Raw genomic sequence first — 21496 nt, 5'->3', positions numbered from 1 at the left:
GGTTCGGGCTAGATGGTGCGCGGGGCTCGGGCGAGGTTCGCCTCGAGCTCGGCGCGGTTCTGGCGCACGACGTAGGCCGGGCGGTCGCGCTCGACGCGCCAGCTCTCGGAGAGCGGGCCGATGTTCACGGCGTCATAGCCGAACTCGTCGTAGATCGCCGTGACGAGAGCGGCGGCGTCGTCGTGGTCGCTCGCGGTCGCGAGCGCGCGGCGGTCGGCGGTGCCTGCCGGGGCGCCGGTGGTCTGAATGTCCCCGGCCCCGATGTGGTTGAAGCCCTTGGCGACCCTGGACTCCGGCAGGTGCGCCTGCAGCAGCCCGCTGACGGTCGCCGTGCCGTCGTCGAGCTCGGCGATGTGACCGTCGCGCTCGAAGTAGTAGTTGTTCGTGTCGATGACGATCTTGCCGGCGAGCGGCTCGACAGGGATGTCCCCGATCGCGCGGAGCGGCACCGTGACCACCACGAAGTCCCCGGCCGCTCCCGCCTCTGCCGCCGTCGCCGCCGTCGCGGACGGCCCGAGGTCGGCGACGAGCCCGGAGAGCGTCTCCGGTCCGCGCGAGTTGGCGATGGTGACGGTGTAGCCGTGCTCGATGAACGTGCGTGCGAGGGCGGAGCCGATGTGGCCCGCACCGATGATTCCTACGTTGGTCATGCCGCGTACAACGTGGGCTGCGGAGCGGAATTCCGTCGCGCCGAGAATCTGCGCTTTCTCTCAGCGCCCGCTCAGGGCGCGCCGGGCAGGCTCTCGCAGACGATGCCGTCGTGGTCAGCGTCGAGCTTCGCGACGTCGCCGTAGTACGGGAAGTAGCGCTGGTACCAGGCGTTCGCGTCTGCCCACGTTGCGAAGTTCGAGCAGTTGACGCTGTCTCCGGGGTTGGCGGGCGGTGCGGGCGGAGCCGGCGGCACGGGAGGAGCCGGAGGAGCCGGTGGCGCGGGAGGCGCACAGATCGCGCCCTGCCCTACAGCGTTGCTCAGCGCGTTGGGCCCGCCGAGCAGCACCGTGCTCACCGTTCCGTACGCCGAGATCGTCGCCGCCGTCGTCGGGGGTAGACACCCGGACGGCACCACGAACAGGGGCGAGCCGTTGCGTCCGGCGAGCGCCGCCCCGGCGAGTGCGTCGGCGAACGTGCTGCCTGTCGCGAAGTACACCCGGGATGCGGCGGCGAACCGGTTCTTGTTGATCGCGTTCGACGTCTCGTAACGGTCGCCACCGGAGAGCCGGGTGACCGGTGCCACTGACGCCAGCGTGGATGCGATCCCTGCGCTCACCGCGCTCGCGCCACCGGCGATGACGATCGAGCCGACGCCCATTCCACGCAGCAACGTGGTGGTCGCGCCGTCCGCAGCGCCGGCAGCGCCGTCGACGAGGACGACAGGGGACCCGGATGCTCCAGCCGCTGCAGCAGCGGACAGGGCGTCGGGGAAGTTACGTCCCGTCGCCACGAACGCGGTCGCGGCGGTCGGGAAGGCGGCCAGGCTGACAGCCCGGGAGGTTGCGAACCGGTCGGCGCCGGCGATCCGCTCCACCTGCGACGCATAGCTGCGAGCCTGCCGCTCCACCGCCGTCGACACGACGGACGTTCCTCCGACGATCACGATGCGCTGCGGCGCGAGTCTGGCGAGTTCGGACGCCACCCCGGCCGGAAGGCCGCCCGGCGTCGTCAGCAGCAGCGGTCCGCCCTGAACGGCGGCAGCGGGTGCGGCCGACAGCGCGTCGGCGTAGTTCGTCCCCGTCGCCAGGTACGCCACGGCTGCTCCGCCGGGATACCCGCTCTTCGAGATGGCGACCGCCGTCGCGAACCTGTCGGAACCTGCGAGGCGCTCCACGGTGGCAGTAGCTCCGCTGGTCGTCGTCGCCTGGGCGGGCAGAACGAGCGGCTGAGCACCGCACCCGCCCGTCGAGAACAGCGAGTTCAGCTTTGCCCGCTCGGTCGCGTCCACCGCAAGCTTCCACTTGTACTTCACGAGGACCCAGTCCTGCGCGTACTGGCAGGCGGCGGCCGCCGACGGAGGCATCCAGGCGGCGGGGTCGCTGTCGCTCTTGGACTGGTTGACGTTGTCCGTCACCGCCTGCAGCGCGTATGGGATGCTCAGGTCGTTCGCGTAGTCCTGCCGCTGCTGGGTGGTCCACGCCCAGGCGCCGGAGATCCAGGCCTCCTTGAGGGGGACGAGGTGGTCGATGTCGACGTCGGAGGCGAGCGTCCAGGTCTGCGCGTCGTACCAGGAGTTCCACGTGCCGGTCGCGACCGTGCATCCGGTGGCCGTCGTGTATGTGACCGGCACGGTCGTCTGAGCCTGCAAGACCTCTGCACGGGTGTTGCAGCCGTCACGGTCGGTGTCGACCCAGGTGGGGAACAGACTGCGCTGGTACGTCGTGGTCTGCACCGGTGAGGCGGTCGTGAGTCCGGCGAGAACGGTCGAGCCGTTCGCGGAGGCGGCGGTCGCCGGCTGGGCGACGACGAAGACGGAGGCGGCAAGGGCAAGCGCGGCCACCGCGAGGATCGAGCGTCTCACGGAGCTTCTTTCGGGTGTGGAGTCGTACAGACTCGGTTCGGGTACGCCACACGCTATCGACAGCCGCTGACGCTCACACGACCCCAGTGCGGGGTGGGGCGCACCCGCTAGGCTCCGTGCTGTGTCCGCCAGCGTCTCCCCCTCCACCGCCGCATGATCGACGGTGACGCGCTGGCGATCCTGTTGCTGATCGCGCACGGCGTGCTCGTGATCGTCGCCGCCGTGGTCGTGTCGGCGAACCGCCGGCCGTCCACGGCGATCGCCTGGCTGCTCGCGGTGGTGTTCGTGCCCGTGATCGCGCTGATCGCGTTCCTGCTGGTCGGCCGGACCAGGCTGCCCGCCGGGCGGCGCGGCGATCAGGCGTTCGTCACCGACCGGATGCGCGAGCGCGTCCCCAGTCTGGATGCGGGGGGTCACCGCGACCAGTGGCCCGCGTGGCTTCCCGGCATCGTCGCCATGACGGAGCGCCTCGGCGCGCTGCCGATGGTGGGAGGCAACACCGTCGACTTCATCGAGGAGTACGCCGGATCGTTCGACGCGATGATCGCGGAGATCGACACGGCGGAGCGGTTCGTGCACGTCGAGTTCTACATCCTTGTGCTCGACGAGAGCACGCGGCCGTTCTTCGACGCGCTCGCCCGCGCCGCGGCGCGCGGCGTCGACGTGCGCGTGCTGTCCGACCACCTCGCCGGCTTCCTGAACCCCGGACGAAAAGGGACCAGGCAATTCCTGGCCGACCACCGCATCCACTGGTACGGGATGCTGCCCCTCCGTCCACTGCGCGGTCAGTGGCAGCGGCCCGACCTGCGCAACCACCGCAAGCTCGTGGTCGTCGACGGGCGCGTCGGCTTCACCGGTTCGCAGAACCTGGTCGACGCGAGCTACAACAAGAGGAAGAACATCGTGCGCGGGCTGCACTGGCTGGAGCTCATGATCCGGATCGAGGGACCGGCGGTGCGGGAGCTCGACGCCGTGTTCGTGACCGACTGGTTCAGCGAGAGCAGGGAGCTGCTGCCGATCGACGAGACGCCGGTGACGCTGGTCGGTGCCTCCGGGGCGGACCGGTTCGACCTGCAGGTGCTCCCGAGCGGCCCCAGCTTCGACGCGGAGAACAACCTCAAACTGTTCGCCGCCCTCCTGCACAAGGCGGAGCGGCGGATCAGCATCACGAGCCCGTACTTCGTGCCGGAGGAGTCGATCATGCTCGCGCTCGCCACGGCGACGGCGCGCGGGGTGGCCGTCGAGCTGTTCGCGTCGGAGGTCGGCGACCAGGCACTCGTCTATCACGCGCAACGCTCATACTATGAGGCGCTGTTGCGCGCCGGCGTCCGGATCTTCCTCTACCGGTCGCCGACCGTGCTGCACTCGAAGCACTTCTCGATCGACGACGACGTGGCCATCGTCGGGTCGAGCAACATGGACATCCGCTCGTTCAGCCTCAACATGGAGGTGTCGGTGCTGCTGCATGGGCGAGAGGCGGTCGACCGGCTCCGGGCGGTCGAGGACCATTACCGGGAGCAGAGCACCGAGCTCACGCTCGACGGCTGGCTGGCGCGTCCGGCGCTGACGCGGGTCGCCGACAACGCGGCGCGGCTGACCTCCGCGCTGCAATAGGACGGCTCACACGCATCCGGTCTGAGGCGTAGATTGCTTGCATGGCAACACTCGAGGGCACCAGAGACGCCTTGCACCGCCTCATCTCTGCGGAGACCGGCCTGGAGGCGATGCTCCAGGCACGACCGAACTGGTACGGCAGGCTCCTGACCGGGCTGACGCTCGCCATCGGAGACGACCAGCTCGTCTACCTCGGCGCAGCACTGGAACAGTCCGAGCTGGGCTTCACCTTCCGCGTCGGTGCCTTCACCGCCGACACGATCGCCGTCGGCGAAGCACGCGGTGGTGCGGTAGGCGACGCGTCGGTGCTGACCAAGCTGCAGCGCAGAGCCGACCTGATCCGGCTGGAGATCAGCGGCGGCATCCCCGCGTTCGACCCCTCCGCGTTCAGCGAATGGCCCGGCAAGTTCCGAATGAAGGCGTACTACGGCTCCGGCCTGGAGCTGACGATCCCGTCGAGCGTCGTCGACACCGACCAGAAGCGGGCGTCGCTCGACCACATCCTGGACGGGCTGCGCAACGACCTGAAGCACTGACGGCCGCACGGTCGGTTTCACTGACGGCTCCCCCGTCGCCGGATTCGCCTCCGCTGACGGGCGACAATGGGGTGTGCACAATCTCGGACTCCTCTTCGACGTCGACGGCCCCATCGCCAGCCCGATCACCAGGACCATCAACATCCGGAGCATCGTCACCGACCTGGTCGCCATGACGGCGGCGGGCGTGCCGATCGCGTTCATCACCGGCCGCTCCGGCGACTTCATCCGCAACCAAGTGGTCCGGCCGCTCTGCGACGCCGGGCTCAGCGACGCCCTCGACGAGCACGGCGCCCGGATGTTCGGGGTGTTCGAGAAGGGCGGAGCCTGGGCGCCGATCACCGGAGACGGGATGGGCGAGGTGACCGTCGACGGGTCGGTCGCGTTCGGGTCGGCAGCGGTCGACGGCATCCGGGGCCTGGTACGCGAGCGCTACGCGGACACGATGTTCTTCGACGAGACCAAGCAGGCCATGATCTCGGTCGAGCAGCGCACCGACGTGGATGCGGACACCTACGCCGACGCGCAGGCCCGCTTCCAGGACGACGCCTTCACCCTGCTCACCGGCCAGGGCATCGGACTCCGCTACGGCGACCGCACCTCCCCGGACGCGGACGGCGGACTGCCGTTCCGGATCGACCAGACGATCATCTCCACCGACATCGAATCCGTGCTGCTCGACAAGGACCGCGGCGCCCAGCGCGCGTTCGAATACTTTGCCGAGCGCGGGCCGCTCCCCCGCCGCTGGCGCTCCATCGGCGACTCCCGCAGCGACTACCTGATGGCCGACTACGTGCACAGCGCCGGCTACGACGTCGCCCACGTGGATGTGCGACCAGCCGACGGGATCCTGGAGCGGCCCTACGAGGTGATCACCATCGGCGACGCGATCCACGACACGGCCGGCGCGGAGTTCCTGGCGCACTGGCGGCAGGAGTTGGGGCTGGGTGCGTAGGAGGGCGGTCGTGAGGGCGCCCGACGCGGCGTCCTGCGGTCTTGTTGTCTTCGTTAAAATGTTAGTGGCTTTGCATTTGCATTGACCATTCATGCATCCTGGATGTATGTCATCTCTGAGCGGTCACGCAGCCGCACCTCTTCAGCCCGACGAAGACGTCTCGGACCTTCTGCTGATGCGTGGTGAATCGTGGGGTTGATTTACGATTCGGGTGATTCGGGCAGTGTGAAGGGTGCGTTGTCGGCGAATCTTGCCGCTGCCCGGTTTGTGTTGGATGCGTCGGAGCGGGCGACCGATCGTCTGGTGGCTGCGTTGGGGACGGGGGAGTTGTCGGGGAAGGGGTATTCGGCGGTTGATGCGTTGTTCGCGCAGATCATCGCCCCGTGTGTGGTGGCGGCGAAGGGGGAGCTGGACGCGATTCAGACGGACCTTGATCGGTACACGGTGGCGGATGCGAAGGTCAGTCCGTTTGGTGTGCTGAAAGAGGACGAGCTGAAGGTGCAACTTACGGCGTCGCGGACCCAGCGGGACGCGACCGAGCGACAGATCCAGGCCAACGAGGCGGTGGCGGTGTCGTTGCCCGGGGTGGGTGAGCCGTTCCGTTCCGCGAATGCTGGGCTGGAACTGGTGTTGACCCAGTTAGTGAACGATATTCGTGAGTTGGAAGCGAAGCTGCAAGCGTTACGCGACTTCGCGGCGACCACGGCGGGGTTGTTTCTGGGCAGGGTTGAGAATCTGGCGGCGGTCACCGGCGATACCGTCGCGTTGCTGAAGCAGTTGAGCGAACCGGCCGTTGCCCCTGGGATGAGGTTGAACGTCGTGGGTGCTACCGGGCTCGGGCTTGGCGCGTTCGCGACGAGGACGTCGATCCTCGACAACTTGGCCGGCAACAAGCTCACCGTGGATGCGAAGGGCCGGGTGAACGCGGGTGGTCGCTATTTCTATCGGACCGAAACCGAGAACCTTTACAAGCGCGGGAAAGACTTCAACAAGGCGACCGGGACCAGGATCGATCACTATAGGAATCCGCTCAAGGCCGATGGTAGTGCTGCGCTGGCGTCTCCTACGGATGACTTCACCAGGTGGAAGGATGCTTCAAAGCTCGCGAAGGCGGGGAAGGGTTTGGGTGTCGCGGGTACGGTCCTGAGTGTTGGGGGAAATGCCGTCGAGTATTTCGGTGACGGCGTACAGGGAACCGACGTGCAGGATTTCGCCGTCGATACCGGGGTCGACCTCGCAAGCGCGGCAGCCGCGGCAGGCGTTGGCGCTGCGCTCGGCTCATTCTTGTTGCCGCCGTTGGGCACCCTCGTTGGAGCAGGTATCGGGCTCCTCGTGGGAGGTTTCCTCGACTATGGGTGGGGCGGCGGATCGTCAGCCATGGATTTGGCCAAAGATGCGATCAAGAAGGCGTATCGGTGACCCGTGGCAAAGACTAAGAAGCTCACTGTTGCTGAAGGGAACCGCGCCTACTTTCTGGTCTTAGCCAACACCCGGGGATCCCTAGAAATGTTTCCCAACCTGGCGGGCCCGATCATCTTCATATTGCTCGTTTTCAACGTTGGCCTGTCGAACGCACCGACGACTTTCAAGGGTCCCCCGGTGATTTCGTTCCTTTACGACGTCAACGTGGTCATCATCTGGACAACAGTAGCCGTCTCGATTCTGTGGATATTTAGGAAGCTCACCTACCGGTTTCAGGCGGCTTCCTCAGCGGTCATGGCAGGCATGGCAGTAGGCGTGGTCTACACCGTGTGTTTGATCACAGTTCCCTTGATGGCCACTAGTAACCCGCAGGGCGAGGGGCAATTCGCGATGCTCTTCAACATCGGGGCTGTGATCGCCGTGGCCCTGGTGCTTGGTGCGACTGTGGTGCATCTGCTGATGTTGCGGCACCGGTTACGGATGGGGCACTCGGAGAAGCGCACGCTGGGGAATATCGGGGCGGTGTCGGGATCGAACCGGTCGAAGATGTACTGGATCATCCTCGCCGTGGTGGTAGTGGTCCCGAACGTGTTGACGCAAGGCCAATACCTCATGAACTTTACTGCCGCCATGGCGCTGGTCTTATTTGCGTGTGTGATGCCGAGCCTGCCGGTGGAGTTCGGGTATCTCGCGTATCTGAAGTCGAAGGATCGTGACTACTGGGAGAAACTTCCGCGTCGGCGTTCGAAGAAGGAGCGCCGCCGGCTGGTCAAGAAGGTCAGCCTGCGGACGTTCGGAATCGTCGGGGGTCTGGCCCTGTTCTGGGCGCTGGCCAAGTACCTCCCGCTCTGGCTCGCGTGACTGTGCGAAGCAACCGAAAGACTGGACGAGGCGCTAGCGGCGGGCGAACCACGTCGGAGAATCTGCTCCGGTCCCCTCGTCCGCTCCCTCAATCGGCCGCGTCCCCCTCTTGCCGCTTGCGGAAGGCGACCATGTTCATCCGGTTGCCGCAGCGGACGCTGCAGAAGCGCTTGGAGCCGTTGCGGGAGAGGTCGAGCAGGAGGCCGGTGCAGTCGTCGGCGGCGCAGACGCGGAGGCGGCCGGTTTCGCCGGAGCGGATGACATCGACGAGGGCGAGCGCGACCTCCACCCTGATGCGTTCGGCGAGGGGCGCATCCTGGGCGGTGGCGTGCAGGTGCCAGTCGAAGCCGTCGTGCCGCATCAGGTATGGGCGGGCGTTGGCGTCGGCGAGCATGGCGTTGACCTCGGCCGCCGCGTCGTCCCGGGAGAGCGACCAGGTGCGGCGGAGGCGCTCACGCGTCTCGTGCACCTCGCGCAATTCGGTGTCGTTGCGGTCGATGCGGCCGGAGTATTGCTGGCCGATCACGAAGTCCGCCACTTGGTCGGCGGTGGCGAGCTCGTCGTCGCCTGTTCTGGATGCGCTGGGCACGGTGTTGCAGAGGGCGACGGCGAAGACCAGAGCGTCTTCTGTGTCAGGGGCAAAATGCAAGTTGACTCCTTACTTCCGACAAGACTAGCGTCAGGAGCATCACCCATCTAGACCCTGACCAGGATTCACCATGACGCGCAGCCGGACCTCTCTCGGACTCCTCATCGCCGTCGTCTCCGCGGCGACCTTCGGCCTGTCGGGCGCGTTCGTGAAACCGCTCCTGGAGTCGGGCTGGAGCCCGGCCGCCGCCGTCACGGTTCGCGCGCTCACCGGGGGCATCGTGCTCGCGCCGATCGCGGTGCTTCTGCTGCGCGGCCGGTGGTCCACCCTGTGGCGAGGGCGCTGGCGGGTGCTCGGGATGGGGCTGCTCGGCGTGGCGGCGACGCAGCTGCTCTACTTCGCCGCCATTCAGCGCATCCCGGTCAGCACGGCCATCCTGATCGAGTACATCGCGCCGCTGCTGCTGGTCGCCGTGGCCTGGGCGCGGACCAGGCGAGCCCCGAAGGCGGTCGTCATCATCGGCTCGGTCGTCGCGGTCAGCGGACTCGTCATGGTGGTGTCTCCGGACGGCTCAGGGGGAATCGACGCGCTCGGGCTTGCGCTCGCCATCGCGGCGATGGTCGGCTGCGCCGCCTTCTACCTGATCGCGGCGCGCCCGAGCGACGGCCTTCCGCCCGTGGCGCTGGCCTCCTCCGGTCTGCTGGTCGGCGGGATCGCCCTCGGCGCGGTGGGCGCGACCGGGCTCGTGCCGTTCCAGGTGAGCTTCTCGCCCGTGCACCTGTTCGGTCAGGAGACGGCCTGGTGGATCCCCATCCTGGTGATCGGCGTCTTCGCGACCGCCATCGCGTACGCGGCCAGCATCACGGCCACCGAAATCCTCGGATCGCGGCTGGCGTCGTTCACCGGGCTGCTCGAAGTGGTGGCGGCGACCTTCTACGCCTGGCTGCTTCTCGGCGAGAACCTCGGCCTGCTGCAGTTCGTCGGTGGAGCGCTCATCCTGGTGGGGATCGGGTTCGTGCGGTCGGACAAGGCGGAGACGGACGCGGAGGCGGTGACGGCGACGAAGGCGGCGACGAAGCTCACGCCGGACGCCGTGGTCGGCGCCGAACGCGACTGACGCAGGCTCATCCCGCTCGACTCGACCGGCCGCGCACGGGGGCGCCGAACGCCGTCGCACCGAGGCCCGGCGGCTGCTCCGCAGTCTCCCCCGGCACCTGCTCCGCGGTCTGCTCCGGCGTCGTTCGCCGCAGCACCAGCCAGACGACATCCCTGCCGAACGACTCGATCAGCAGCGCCAGGGCGACGGCGACGAGGACCACAGCGACGCCGGGCAGCAGACCGGACACGGCGAGCGCCAACGCGATCCCCGCGACCGCCGTGACCACCTTGCGCCAGTAGCGGTACGGCAGGCGCCTGCGGAACCACGGCAGCCCCCACCCTGCCAGCACGAACAGGTATCGCAGCGCACCGATGGCGAGCACCCAGAGCCCCAGGGTCGTGGCGACGTATGCGCTGAGGACGAGCAGCAGGAACGCATCCACCTCCATGTCGAAGCGCGCGCCGAGCTCGCTCGTGCTGCCGGTGCGGCGGGCGACCCAGCCGTCCACAGCGTCGAGGGCGAGCGCGGGGACGACCAGCGCGGTGAGCAGCGCGACGGGGATCGCTGCGATGAACGATGCGACCACCAGGCCGGTGATCGCCCCGACGAGTGCCGACCGGAGGGAGGTGACGACGTTCGCCTGACCGAAGCTGCCGGCTCCGCGACGACGAAGGCCGATCAGGAGGAGCGCGTTCGAGACGGCCAGATACACCAGGGCGGCGATCCAGCCGATCGCAGGCAGCGGGGTGATCGACGTGGCGAGAACATACGCGAGGACGACCAGGACGAGCCCGGCCCCCGCCCATCCTGCTGCTGTCCGTTGAACCCTTTTCACATTCCCCTCGTGTCTCTGTGTATGCGGCGTGTGTGGTTAACACGCCGGGCGCACAGCGAAGGTTCACCGCGGAGGGATGAAAAGTGGAGGCGACCGCATTCTGGACGGACCGCCCGGGCGTCGGCTCGCTGCGGTCGGAGAGTCTCCGGCCGCCGCGTGACGGGGAGGTGCTCGTGCGAACGACGCACACCGGCGTGAGCAGGGGCACCGAGGCCACCGTGTTCGGCGGGCACGTTCCGCCGAGCGAGCACGACCGGATGCGCGCCCCGTTCCAGGAGGGCGACTTCCCCGGACCGGTGAAGTACGGCTACCTCAACGTGGGCGTCGTCGAGTCCGGCCCGGACGCGTTGCAGGGCCGGACAGTCTTCACGCTGTTCCCGCACCAGTCCGCGTTCGTCGTCCCCGCCGCGGCGGTCGTGCCCGTGCCGGACGGGGTCCCCGCCAGGAGGGCGGTGCTGGCCGGGGCCGTCGAGACCGCGATCACCGTGCTGTGGGATGCGGCACCGCTGCTCGGCGACCGGCTCACCGTGGTGGGCGCCGGGATGATCGGGTGCAGTGTCGCCCGCCTCGCGCGCGGGATCCCGGGGGTGGAGGTGGTCCTGGTGGACACCGACCCGGCGAAGCGCGAGGTCGCTGAGCGGCTCGGCGTCGGCTTCTCCCTGCCGGACGACGCTCCCCGCGACCGCGACCTGGTGGTCAACGCGAGCGCGTCCGAGGCCGGGCTTCGGCTGGCCCTGAAGACCGTCGTGACCGAGGGCGAGGTGATCGAGGCGAGCTGGTACGGGGATCGGCCGGTGACCCTGATGCTCGGAACGGACTTCCACGCCAGGCGGCTCACCATCCGGTCGAGTCAGGTGGGGGTCGTCCCCGCTCGCAGACGCGACCGCCGGACGACCGGCGACCGCCTCGCACTAGCGCTCGACCTCCTGCACGACCCCGCCTTCGACGCTCTGCTGACCGCTGCGTCGTCGTGGCGGGAGCTGCCGGAGGTGATGACCGCGCTCGCCGACGGCCGGAGCACGGGCCTCTGCCACACGATCGATTGGACGGACTGATGCCATTCACTATCACGGTGCGAGACCACCTGATGATCGCGCACAGCTTCACCGGCGAACTGTTCGGCCCGGCGCAGCGGCTGCACGGCGCGACGTTCGTCGTGGACGCGAGCTTCGGCGCGGACGAGCTGGATGCGAACGGAGTGGTCGTCGACATCGGCAGGGCGACGGCCGCGCTGTCCGAGATCACCGGGACGCTGACCTATCGCAACCTCGACGACGAGCCAGACTTCGCCGGGACGAACACGACAACGGAGGTGCTCTGCCGGGTGATCGCCGACCGTCTCGCCGACCGCGTGGCGGAGGGCGGACTCGGCATGAACACGATCACCTCGATCGCCGTGACCCTGCACGAATCGCACATCGCGTGGGCGAGCTATTCGAGGCCGCTGTGAACGCGGGAACGGTCTTCTTCGTCGTCCCGGACGACCTCGATGACCCGGAGCGCGTAAGCGGGGGCAACGTCTACGACCAGCGCCTCCGGGACGGCCTCGCCGCAGACGGCTGGGAGGTGCGGATGCGGCCGGTCGCCACTGCCGCCACCACCGCCACCGCCACCGCCACCGCCCGGAACCTGGCTCGCACGCTGGCCGCGCTCCCGGACGACGCCGTGGTGCTGATCGACGGGCTGCTCGTCAGTCGTGAACCGGACGGGCTTCTCACGCACGGCGCGCGCCTCCGCCCTGTCGTGCTCACGCACATGGTCGCGGCGGACCTCGGCGCACTTGAGCGTGAGGCACTGCGGACGGCCGTGAGCATCGTGGCGACCAGTAGGTGGACGCGGGCGGAGCTGATCGCCCAGGACGCCGCGGATCCGCGCAGGATCGTGGTCGCGCATCCAGGGACGGACACTGCCCCGGTGACGGAACCGTCCGCCTCTGGTGGCCGATTGCTCTGCGTCGCCGCCATCGCACCGCACAAGGGACAGGACCTGCTGGTGACGGCGCTCGCCGGAGCCGCCGCCGTGGAGGGGTGGACGTGCACGTTCGCCGGGTCGCTGGCGGTCGCTCCGGAGTTCGCCGCAGAGCTGACGGCCGCTGCCGTGTCGTCGGGCATCGGCGCCAGGGTCGCTTTCCCCGGCGTGCTCACCGGCCGGGCGCTGCAGCGGGCGTACGCGCACGCCGACCTGCTGGTCATGCCGTCGCGCAGCGAGAGCTACGGGATGGCGGTCGCTGAAGCGCTCGCACACGGCGTCCCGGTGTTGGCGACGGGCGTCGGCGGACTCTCGGAGGCGATCGGCCACGGCGAGGCGGCGATGCTCGTCCCGCCGGACGACCCGTGGGCGCTGGGCATGATGCTCCGGCGGTGGTGGGCCGACCCGCCGCTGCGACGGCGGCTGCAGGCGGCGGCACTGGAGGCTCGGGGCGCGTCCACACCGTGGGCGGAGACGACGCGCACGGTGGCGGCGGCCCTCGCCGACGCTGCGCGCCTCCCAGTCACCGACGCGCGATCGGCAGCCGGATCGGTGGCGGCATCGTGAGCGACATCCTCGACGTCAGCAGCGACTGGCTGGCCCTCCGCGAGACCGAGGACGCCCGGGCGCGCTCCGCGGATCTCGCGCTGCGCATCCCGTCGCTGCGCATCCCGTCGCCGCTTGGGCCTGGCCCGATCACGGTGCACGATCTCGGCAGCGGAACCGGCTCGATGATGCGCTGGCTCGCGCCGATGCTGCCTGGACCGCAGACGTGGGTGCTGCACGACTGGAACGAGAGCCTCACCGGGCGCGCCTTCGACGGGCCGCCCCCGCGCGGCAGCGACGACGAGCCCGTCACGATCCGCACCAGGGTCGGAGAGCTCGACCGACTCCGCGCCGACGACCTCGCCGGTGCGTCCCTCGTCACCGCCTCCGCCCTGCTCGACGTGCTCACCGCCGCCGAAGCGCACGCGATCGTCGACGCCTGCGTGGAGGTCGGAGCGCCAGCCTTCCTCTCCCTGAGCGTGACGGGCGAGGTCGAACTGCGGCCCTGGGATGCGCGCGACAAGGCGGTCGGCGACGCGTTCAACGCGCACCAGCGCCGGGAGGTGCAGGGGCGCAGGCTCCTTGGTCGCTACGGAGGCCCGATCGTGCGCGGCCTCTTCGAGCAGGCCGGCTGGGCGGTGCGCCAGGCGCGCACGACCTGGCGCCTCGACGGCAGCGAGCCGGAGCTGACGCGCGAGTGGTTCGACGGGTGGGTCGACGCCGCGGACGAACAGGCTCCGGAGCGCAGCGCCGAGATCGCCGACTACCGGGCGGTGCGACACGACCAGCTCGACCGCGGCGCGCTCTCCGCCGTGGTCTACCACCTCGACGTGCTCGCGTGGCCCCGCTGATGTCTGCCAGCACCATGCCGTCCAGGATGCGGCCAGCCCTGCTCTCCAGGCTGCGGCCCCTGCTGCGGTCGCGCTGGTTCGGGGTCGCCGTGCGGGTCGTCGTGGGCGGTGGCGTGCTCGTCGCCATCGTGGCACGGGTCGGAGCCGGTCCCTTCCTGCACGGCCTGCGGAGCCTGGATGTGCAGACGGTCGGCGCGGCGGTCGTCCTCGCGGCGATCGCGACGGCCGCGGCCGCCTGGCGGTGGGGCGTCATCGCCCGCCGTCTCGGCATCGGGCTGCCCTGGACGCGCGCGGTCGGCCTGTACTACCGCTCCCAGTTCCTCAACTCGGTGCTGCCCGGCGGGGTCATCGGCGACGTGCACCGTGCCGTCGACCACGGCCGCAGCGCCGACAGCATCGGGATGGCCGCCCGCGCCGTCGCTGTCGAGCGCGCGGTCGGGCAGGCGGTGCAGCTGGCGATCACGGTGGTGGTCATCGCTTTCGCCGGGGCCGCGTTCGGCGGCGTGCTCCTGCCCGCGATCGGGGTCGGGCTGGCGGTTGTTCTGGTCGCCGCGGGGATCGCGACCCTGGCCAGCGCGAGCGTGCGGCGGGTGCTCCGGCGTGAGGCGGCGGAACTCCGTGTCGGTCTCGGCTCCCCGGCGGTCGCGGCGCAGGCGATCGGCGCATCCATCGTCGTCGTGGCCTGCCACGTGGCCACGTTCGCCATCGCGACGGCGGCGGTCGGCGCCGACATCCCGCCTCTCCGGATGCTCACGCTCGCCATCGTCGTGCTGCTCGCCGCCTCCATCCCGCTCAACGTGGGCGGGTGGGGCCCCAGGGAGGGCGCGGCGGGCTGGGCGTTCGCCGTCGCCGGGTTCGGTGCGGCGGCCGGCGTCTCTGCCGCCACCCTGTTCGGCGTCCTCGCGATCGTCTCGCTCGTACCCGGCGTGGCCGTGACCTGGCTCGCATCCATCATCACCAGGAGGAATCATCGTGATCGACACCCCGTACGTGACCCTCAGCTGCGCCGTCTCCCTCGACGGCTACCTCGACACGGCTCGCCCGCCGAGGCTGGCGCTCTCCAACGCAGCGGACTTCGACAGGGTCGATGAGGTTCGGGCGGGCAGCGACGCGATCCTGGTCGGCGCCCGCACGGTCCGGCTCGACAATCCGCGTCTGCTCGTTCGCAGCGCCGAACGTCGGGGCCGGCGCGCGGAATCCGGCCTGGGACTCTCGCCGTGGAAGGTGACGGTGACGGCCTCCGGCGACCTCGACCCGCTGGCGGCGTTCTTCACGGAGGGCGACACCGCCAAGCTCGTGTACTGCCCGCGCGGGGCGGAGCGGCGCCTCCGGAGACGACTGGGCGACAGGGCGACGGTGATCGCGCTCGGCGACGAGGTGCGGATGACCGACCTGCTCTCCGACCTCGGCGACCGCGGTGTGCTGCGCCTGATGGTGGAGGGAGGAGGCAGGACGCTCACCCAGTTCCTGGCCGACGACCTCGTGGACGAGCTGCAGCTCGCGGTCGCCCCGCTGTTCGTCGGCGACCGGCGGGCACCCCGGTTCGTCGGCGACGGTCTGTTTCCGTGGACAGGCGAACGCAGGGCGGCCCTGGTCGACGCACGCACGATCGGCGACGTGGTGCTGCTGCGCTATGCGCTGTCCAGCCGATTCACGGACGACGAGGCCTCCGGGCTGACGATGGCGGCGGACGCGGCGAGGGCGGCGGTGCGACGGTGACACAGGAACTGCACCCGAAGTCCGTGCGCACGCGCGCGACCATCGCCACCGTGCTCTCCGCGGTCACGCTGTTCGTGGCGTCGCTCGCGCCGGGGCTGATCGCATCCTGGTCGCCGCTCGCGCTGCTGCGCGTGCCGCTCGACGCGGTCGTCGCGCTGGTCGTGATCGTGCTGCTGCCGTGGCGGTTCGCGCGGCGCGTCGTCGCGATCCTCGCCGCGCTGCTCATCGTGCTCGCGACGCTGAGCGCCGCACTCGACCACGCCTTCACGGCGAGCGTTGGACGCCCGTTCAACGTGCTGACCGGCTGGCCGGAACTGGCCGACGGCTACGGGGTGGTGAGCGATTCGACCGGGTCGATCGTGGCTTTCCTGCTGGTGCTGCTCGTGGCGGGGCTCGCGATCGGAGCGACCGCGGCCGTCGCGGCGTCGCTGCTCCACCTGGCCGCGGCGCTCGGCCGCCGTCGCGCGCCCAGCCTGATCGGCGCCTCCGCTGTCACGGCCGGCTGGCTGGCGCTCACACTCGTGGGAGCGCAACTCGTGCCAGGCGAACCGGTGGCGGCGGCCGACTCGTTCACATCCACCGTCACCAAGACCGACCAGGCCGTCGCCGCCGTCCGCGACCAGGCCGCGTTCGCGAAGTCGGGCGCGACGGACGCGTACGCGCAGCTTCCAGGATCCGACCTGCTCACCGGGTTGAAGGGCAAAGACGTCATCATCGCGTTCGTCGAGAGTTACGGCCAGGTGGCCGTGCAGGGCACGCCGTTCTCCTCGGGCGTGGATGCGGTGCTCCGCGACGGCGACGCCCAGCTCGCCGCGCACGGGTACTCGGAGCGGAGCGCCTTCCTCACCTCGTCGACGTTCGGCGGCATCAGCTGGCTGGCGCACTCCACCCTGCAGACCGGCCTCTGGGTCGACTCGCAGCAGAAGTACGACCAGGTGACCTCCGGCACCCGCTTCACCCTCGCGGACGCCTTCCGGAAGGCCGGCTGGCGGACCATCAGCGACGTCCCGTCCGACACCAAGCCGTGGGCGGTCGGAACCTCGTTCTACCATTTCGGCACGCAGCTCAACGCGACGAACGTCGGGTATAAGGGGCCGAAATTCAGTTATGCCAGGATCCCCGACCAATACACGCTCTCCTACTTCCAGCAGCACGAGCTCGCGCAGCCGCACGCGCCGCTGATGGCGGAGATCGACTTCGTCACCTCGCACACGCCGTGGACCCCGTTGCCGAAGCAGGTGCCGTGGGCGTCGATCGGCGACGGCTCGATCTACAACGGCCAGCCGGAACAGGGCCTGTCGCCGAGCGTCGTCTGGCAGAACCCGGAGCACGTGCAGCAGCTCTACGGTCAGTCCATCCAGTACACGATGGGCTCGCTGTTCTCCTTCCTCACCACGTTCGACGACCCGAACCTGGTGCTCGTCGTCCTCGGCGACCACCAGCCGGCCAGCGTGGTCAGCGGCGCGGGCGCCAACCACGAGGTGCCCATCAGCATCATCGCGAAAGACCCGGCTGTGACCCAGCGCATCTCGTCCTGGGGCTGGCAGCCCGGGATGCTCCATCCCCGACCGCCCCGGTCTGGCCGATGGATGCGTTCCGCAACCGGTTCCTGTCGGCCTACGGTGGATGAGGACGCATGAACCATCCGCCCGGCAACCTCGTGTTCTCCCTGTGGTCCCCCTCCACCAGCTCGAATCGGAAGCAGGTACTCCCATGACCGAAAGCAGCAGAGCCCTCCGGGTGCTGAGCGTCGTCAGCGCGATCGTGCTCCTCGTGATCGCCGCCATCCACATCTTCTTGCTGTTCGACGGCGTCGGCGGCCTCCTCGGCGTGCTGTTCGTGCTGAACGGCATCGCCGGGATCGTCCTGGCGCTCGCGATGCTGTTCCTCCGCGGGAAGCTGCTCGCCGTCGCCACGGTCCTCAGCCTGCTGTTCGTGATCGCGAGCCTCGCCTCGCTGCTGCTGGCGCTGACGGTCGGGCTGTTCGGCATCACCGAGACGTGGAGCTTCACGCTCGTGCCCGAGACGGTGATCGTCGAGGCGATCGGCGTGGTGGTGCTCGCCATCACGACCGTGAGCGCGCTGCGGGCGGTGCGCACTCCGCGCGACTACGCCTCGACGGCCCCAACCAGGTAGGCGGTCAGGATCCGCGTGAGCCGCGGCTCCAGGTCGATCAGCGCGTGCCCGAGCCGCGGGTCGGTGCGGTAGAGCTCGGCGATCTCCGGCGGCGGCGTCGAGATCTGCCAGAACGTGCCGGCCAGCGAGGTGGCCGTGGCGACGAGGTCGACGGCTGCCGCGCGGGTGAGCGCAGGGATGGTCTCCCGGACGGCGCCGACGATCAGGTCGAGCGACTCCCCCGTGGTCAGCTTGAAGGTGCGGACGCCATCGACCGACACGTTGCGCTCCAAGTTCAGCGGCGCCTGCGCGAGCAGGTCGCAGAAGCCGCCGCGCTCGGCCAGGGTGGACGCGAACGCCGCGGCGACCCCGGACGCCGAATGTGCAGCGCGCACACGATCGCAGAGCACGGGCGTCCACTCGCGCCAGCCGTCGGCGGTCAGGCGCAGGAAGATCTCCTCGCGGGTCTCGAAGTAGCGCAGCATGGCCGACTTGTGCATCCCGACCTCGTCGGCGATGTCGGTGAGAGTGACCTCGCGGATGCCGCGGCTGCCGGCGAGCGCTCGCGCCGCATCCAGGATCGCCTGCTCCCTGGCGGCTTTCGCCTCGGGAGATCTGGCGCGCTGGAAGGCGGAGTTCGCGGGTTCGGCGGAAGTCATGCCGTGAGTTTATCGCAACACAGTTGCATTATTTAATGAAACGGTGTTTTATTAGAGACATGATACAGACCCCGACAGCACAGACCTGGTTCATCACAGGCTCCTCCCGCGGCTTCGGCCGTGCACTCGCCGTCGCCGCCCTCGAAGCGGGCGACCGCGTGGCCGCCACCGCCCGCCGCCCCGAACAGCTCGACGAGCTCGTCGCCCAGTACGGCGACCGCATCCTCCCCCTGCGACTCGACGTCACCGATCCCACCCAGGCCCGGGATGCACTCGACGCCGCCCAGCGCCGGTTCGGCACCCTGGACGTCATCGTGAACAACGCCGGCTACGCCAACGTGTCGCCGATCGAGACGACGGACGACAGCGACTTCCGCACCCAGTTCGAGACCAACTTCTGGGGCGTCTACAACGTCTCCAAGGCAGCCATCCCGCTGCTCCGCCAGCAGGGAGGCGGCCTGGTCATCCAGTTCTCCTCGGTCGGCGGACGGGTCGGCGGCTCCCCCGGCATCGCCTCATACCAGGCGGCGAAGTTCGCGATCGACGGTTTCAGCAGGGTGCTCCGCGTCGAGACGGCCCCCTTCGGCGTGAAGGTGCTCGTCGTCGAGCCGAGCGGCTTCGCCACCGACTGGGCAGGATCGTCGATGGAGGTGCGCGAGGTGCCGGAGCAGTACCAGAGCACGGTCGGCGCGATGAACAGCAGGATGCGGCAGAACACCGGCGGACCGGCGGGCGACCCGGCGCGCGCAGCGGAGATCCTGGTGTCCGTCGCGAAGCGGACGAACATCCCGGAGCACCTGCCGCTCGGCGTCAACGCGGCCGAGATGAGCGTCGCCCAGGACCGCCGCCTGCTCGCCGACGACCTCGCCTGGGCGCCGGTCAGCCGGTCGGCGGACTTCGGCGAGCCGTACCCTGCGGAGTTCCCGGCCGACGAGGCGTGAGACGCGGCGCATCCACCGATCGGCGGCCGGCTCTAACCGACCGGTGGATTCGCCGCTCGCGCGTTCTCGCGACGCTGGAAGCATGACAAACGCCATCGATTCCACCACCGCCCGCCCGGAGGCTGCCGCCCGCCGCCGCGCCGCTTTCCGTCCCGTGCTCGTCCTGCTGGCCGCGTTCTGCGCGATCAGCTTGGCGATGATCGTCGTGCTCATCATCCAGGGCACGACGGGAATCGCCGTCGACATCGCCGTCTGGGTGCGCTGCTCGATCGTGCTCGCGAGCGCGCTCGTCCTGCTGCTGATCGCACGGAGTGCTGCGCGAGGGTCGCGGGCGTCATGGGTGCGCCTCCGGATCATCAGCCCGATCGTGTTCGCCGCGGTGGTCGTCATCGTGTCGATCCCCGGCTTCCTGCCCGACTGGGTGCGGGTGGAGCAGGCACTGTGCGGGCTGCTCGTGCTGCCCGCCGCGATCCTCGTCAACCTGCCCAGGATGCGGCGTCACTTCGTGAAGGGCGCGTAGGGTCTGGCTATGGTCGATCCCCGCTGGCGGGCCGTGCTCGCGGTCGCGCCGTACGTCGTGGTCGGGATGCTCGCCGCCTTCGCCATCGGGATGCAGCGGTCCGACCCGGCCCACCTGGTCGCCGAACTGCTGCTCTGCCTCGCATACGCGGTGCTGGTGCTCGTGCTGCGCGACCTGCCGTCGCCGTGGCATGGACGACCGGCGGCCATCGCGGTGCTGATGCCCGCGCTCATCGTCCTCAACTTCGTGCTGGTGCTGTCCCAGGGCTGGTTCGCCTTCCTGACCATCGCGACGTTCTCGATCGCGTACTCGCTGGTCCCCTGGCCGTGGGAGCTGCTCGCCGTCGGCGCGACGGCCGTGGTCGCGGGGTTCGCGCAGGCGTCCAGCTTCAGCGCGGACGCGGCGGGAACCATCGGGCGCATCCTGGTCATCATCCTCAACGTCGTCGCGATGTGCGGTCTGTCCTGGGGGCTCCGGCTGTCGCAGCGGCAACTGGAGGTGACGGCGACGGAGGCCGAGCGGGCACGGCTCGCGCGGGAGATCCACGACACGCTCGCCCAGGGCTTCGCCGGGATCGTCACGCAACTGCAGGCCGCCGAGCACGCGCCGGATGACGGAGCGCGCGCCAGGCACACCGACGCCGCTCTCTCCCTCGCCCGCGACGGGCTCGCCGAGGCCAGGCGCTCCGTTCAGGCGCTCCGTCCTGGCGCCCTCGACACGGCAGGGCTGCCGGAAGCCATCACGGAAACGGCGCGGCGCTGGTCGCAGCGCACCGGCATCCCGGTGGAGGTGCACGTCGACGGCGCCGCCCGCACCCTGCCGGTGGATGCGCAGGTCGCCCTCCTGCGGATCGCCCAGGAGGCCCTCGCCAACGTCGAACGCCACGCGGACGCACGCACGGTCACTCTGACACTGCGGCACGACCAGCGCGGAGTGCGTCTCGACGTGTCGGACGACGGCCGCGGATTCGACCCGGCCGCGCCCGTCGACGAGGCCGCGGACGGCGGCTACGGCCTGATCGCTATGCGCGAGCGCATCACAGCGCTGGCCGGCCACCTCGACATCGAGTCGTCCCCCGGGCACGGGACGCGCATCCAGGTGGAGGTGCCGCGATGAGCCCGGTGCGCCTGCTGGTCGCCGACGACCACCCTGTCGTGCGCGACGGCATTGTCGGCATGGTGTCTTCCGACCCGGACATCGAGGTCGTCGGCGAGGCGTCCGACGGCGCGGAGGCGGTCAAGCTCGCCCGCGCACTGCAACCGGATGTGGTGCTCATGGACCTGCGGATGCCCGGCACCGACGGTGTCGCCGCGATCCGCGAACTGATCCGGCTCGGCGTGCCCACCCGCGTCGTCGTCCTCACCACCTACGACTCGGACGCGGACGTGCTGCCTGCGATCGAGGCGGGAGCAACGGGCTACCTGCTGAAAGACGTCCCGCGCGACGAGCTGGTCCGCGCCGTCCACGCAGCGGCGGCCGGGCACTCCGCGCTCGCGCCGTCCGTCGCCTCCCGGCTCGTCGACCGGGTGCGAACGCCGGAGGCGAGCCTGCTCAGCCCTCGCGAACTACAGGTGCTGGCGCTGGTGGCCGACGGCGCGACCAACCGCGAGGCGGGCGCGCGGCTGCACCTGAGCGAAGCGACGGTGAAGACGCACCTGCTGAGCGTCTACGCGAAGCTCGGCGTCGGCGATAGGGCTGCGGCGGTGGCGGAGGGGTTCAGGCGGGGGTTGCTGCGCACCTAGGCGCAGTCCCGC

The 21496-nt window shown here is 69.7% G+C and carries 23 protein-coding genes; 18 read left to right on the top strand and 5 right to left on the bottom strand.

All coding sequences use genetic code 11. From position 1 onward, the window contains the following. Window positions 1–8: 8 nt before the first annotated feature. Both AC37TH_RS06485 and AC37TH_RS06480 read right to left on the bottom strand, forming a co-directional pair. Window positions 9–650 carry an NADPH-dependent F420 reductase gene (locus AC37TH_RS06485; RefSeq protein WP_490763518.1) on the bottom strand — a complete coding sequence of 214 codons (642 nt, stop codon included), beginning with the start codon at window positions 648–650 and terminating at the stop codon, window positions 9–11. Window positions 651–721: 71 nt separating this feature from the next. Then, window positions 722–2512: a cell wall-binding repeat-containing protein gene (locus AC37TH_RS06480; RefSeq protein ID WP_490763517.1), complete on the bottom strand. Its 1791-nt coding sequence runs from the start codon at window positions 2510–2512 to the stop codon at window positions 722–724. Between the two features lie 153 nt (window positions 2513–2665). Here AC37TH_RS06480 and cls point away from each other — a divergent pair, with 153 nt between their 5' ends. The 5 genes from cls (at window position 2666) to AC37TH_RS06455 (ending at window position 7900) form a co-directional block, all read left to right on the top strand. Then, on the top strand, window positions 2666–4126 hold the full coding sequence (gene cls / locus AC37TH_RS06475; RefSeq protein ID WP_490763516.1) for a cardiolipin synthase: 1461 nt from the start codon (window positions 2666–2668) through the stop codon (window positions 4124–4126). 41 nt (window positions 4127–4167) lie between these two features. After that, window positions 4168–4662, top strand: a complete 495-nt coding sequence (locus tag AC37TH_RS06470) for a hypothetical protein (protein WP_490763515.1) — start codon at window positions 4168–4170, stop codon at window positions 4660–4662. Window positions 4663–4735: 73 nt separating this feature from the next. Continuing rightward, window positions 4736–5617: a hypothetical protein gene (locus AC37TH_RS06465; protein WP_490763514.1), complete on the top strand. Its 882-nt coding sequence runs from the start codon at window positions 4736–4738 to the stop codon at window positions 5615–5617. Window positions 5618–5806: 189 nt separating this feature from the next. After that, window positions 5807–7036, top strand: a complete 1230-nt coding sequence (locus AC37TH_RS06460) for a hypothetical protein (RefSeq protein WP_490763513.1) — start codon at window positions 5807–5809, stop codon at window positions 7034–7036. Between the two features lie 3 nt (window positions 7037–7039). Next, on the top strand, window positions 7040–7900 hold the full coding sequence (locus AC37TH_RS06455) for a hypothetical protein (RefSeq protein ID WP_490763512.1): 861 nt from the start codon (window positions 7040–7042) through the stop codon (window positions 7898–7900). An 88-nt stretch (window positions 7901–7988) separates the two neighbouring features. On the opposite strand, the gene AC37TH_RS06450 is transcribed toward AC37TH_RS06455, so the two are convergent. Continuing rightward, window positions 7989–8549, bottom strand: a complete 561-nt coding sequence (locus AC37TH_RS06450; protein WP_490763511.1) for a CGNR zinc finger domain-containing protein — start codon at window positions 8547–8549, stop codon at window positions 7989–7991. A gap of 70 nt (window positions 8550–8619) precedes the next feature. On the opposite strand from AC37TH_RS06450, the gene AC37TH_RS06445 reads away from it, so the two are divergent. Beyond that, window positions 8620–9606 carry a DMT family transporter gene (locus tag AC37TH_RS06445; protein ID WP_490763510.1) on the top strand — a complete coding sequence of 329 codons (987 nt, stop codon included), beginning with the start codon at window positions 8620–8622 and terminating at the stop codon, window positions 9604–9606. A gap of 7 nt (window positions 9607–9613) precedes the next feature. On the opposite strand, the gene AC37TH_RS06440 is transcribed toward AC37TH_RS06445, so the two are convergent. Further along, a complete protein-coding gene (locus tag AC37TH_RS06440; protein WP_490763509.1) occupies window positions 9614–10423 on the bottom strand; it encodes a CDP-alcohol phosphatidyltransferase family protein in 810 nt (269 codons plus the stop codon). Between the two features lie 83 nt (window positions 10424–10506). Between AC37TH_RS06440 and AC37TH_RS06435 the strand changes: the two genes are divergently transcribed. The 8 genes from AC37TH_RS06435 to AC37TH_RS06400 all read left to right on the top strand — a co-directional run bounded on the left by AC37TH_RS06435 (window position 10507) and on the right by AC37TH_RS06400 (window position 17643). Continuing rightward, complete coding sequence (locus tag AC37TH_RS06435) at window positions 10507–11478, top strand: zinc-dependent alcohol dehydrogenase (protein WP_490763508.1); 972 nt, start codon at window positions 10507–10509, stop codon at window positions 11476–11478. Further along, complete coding sequence (locus AC37TH_RS06430; protein ID WP_490763507.1) at window positions 11478–11873, top strand: 6-pyruvoyl trahydropterin synthase family protein; 396 nt, start codon at window positions 11478–11480, stop codon at window positions 11871–11873. The genes AC37TH_RS06435 and AC37TH_RS06430 overlap by 1 nt, the downstream gene beginning before the upstream one ends. Continuing rightward, window positions 11846–12958, top strand: a complete 1113-nt coding sequence (locus AC37TH_RS06425; RefSeq protein ID WP_490763506.1) for a glycosyltransferase family 4 protein — start codon at window positions 11846–11848, stop codon at window positions 12956–12958. The genes AC37TH_RS06430 and AC37TH_RS06425 overlap by 28 nt, the downstream gene beginning before the upstream one ends. Continuing rightward, a complete protein-coding gene (locus AC37TH_RS06420; RefSeq protein WP_490763505.1) occupies window positions 12955–13788 on the top strand; it encodes an SAM-dependent methyltransferase in 834 nt (277 codons plus the stop codon). Before AC37TH_RS06425 ends, AC37TH_RS06420 begins: the two co-directional genes overlap by 4 nt. After that, window positions 13788–14879 (top strand): lysylphosphatidylglycerol synthase transmembrane domain-containing protein, encoded by a 1092-nt coding sequence (locus AC37TH_RS06415; RefSeq protein WP_490763504.1) that lies wholly within the window; start codon window positions 13788–13790, stop codon window positions 14877–14879. The genes AC37TH_RS06420 and AC37TH_RS06415 overlap by 1 nt, the downstream gene beginning before the upstream one ends. After that, window positions 14761–15507, top strand: coding sequence for a RibD family protein (locus AC37TH_RS06410; RefSeq protein ID WP_490763503.1), 747 nt, complete (start codon window positions 14761–14763; stop codon window positions 15505–15507). The genes AC37TH_RS06415 and AC37TH_RS06410 overlap by 119 nt, the downstream gene beginning before the upstream one ends. Next, window positions 15504–17147: an alkaline phosphatase family protein gene (locus AC37TH_RS06405; RefSeq protein ID WP_490763502.1), complete on the top strand. Its 1644-nt coding sequence runs from the start codon at window positions 15504–15506 to the stop codon at window positions 17145–17147. Before AC37TH_RS06410 ends, AC37TH_RS06405 begins: the two co-directional genes overlap by 4 nt. Window positions 17148–17220: 73 nt before the next feature. Continuing rightward, a complete protein-coding gene (locus AC37TH_RS06400) occupies window positions 17221–17643 on the top strand; it encodes a hypothetical protein (protein ID WP_490763501.1) in 423 nt (140 codons plus the stop codon). Here AC37TH_RS06400 and AC37TH_RS06395 read toward each other — a convergent pair. Next, entirely contained in the window at window positions 17616–18281 is a 666-nt protein-coding gene (locus AC37TH_RS06395) for a TetR/AcrR family transcriptional regulator (protein WP_490763500.1), read from the bottom strand. The two genes, AC37TH_RS06400 and AC37TH_RS06395, sit on opposite strands and share 28 nt — an antisense overlap. Window positions 18282–18340: 59 nt before the next feature. On the opposite strand from AC37TH_RS06395, the gene AC37TH_RS06390 reads away from it, so the two are divergent. The 4 genes from AC37TH_RS06390 (at window position 18341) to AC37TH_RS06375 (ending at window position 21484) form a co-directional block, all read left to right on the top strand. Then, window positions 18341–19222 (top strand): SDR family NAD(P)-dependent oxidoreductase, encoded by an 882-nt coding sequence (locus AC37TH_RS06390; RefSeq protein WP_490763499.1) that lies wholly within the window; start codon window positions 18341–18343, stop codon window positions 19220–19222. An 82-nt stretch (window positions 19223–19304) separates the two neighbouring features. Next, window positions 19305–19742, top strand: coding sequence for a hypothetical protein (locus AC37TH_RS06385; RefSeq protein WP_490763498.1), 438 nt, complete (start codon window positions 19305–19307; stop codon window positions 19740–19742). A gap of 9 nt (window positions 19743–19751) precedes the next feature. After that, complete coding sequence (locus AC37TH_RS06380) at window positions 19752–20858, top strand: sensor histidine kinase (protein WP_490763497.1); 1107 nt, start codon at window positions 19752–19754, stop codon at window positions 20856–20858. Next, window positions 20855–21484 carry a response regulator transcription factor gene (locus AC37TH_RS06375; RefSeq protein ID WP_490763496.1) on the top strand — a complete coding sequence of 210 codons (630 nt, stop codon included), beginning with the start codon at window positions 20855–20857 and terminating at the stop codon, window positions 21482–21484. Before AC37TH_RS06380 ends, AC37TH_RS06375 begins: the two co-directional genes overlap by 4 nt. Window positions 21485–21496: the final 12 nt, after the last annotated feature.

Source organism: Leifsonia sp. McL0627 (assembly GCF_058244615.1).
The sequence above is the reverse complement of the archived record's forward strand: the minus strand, read 5'-3'. Positions and strand labels throughout refer to the sequence as shown.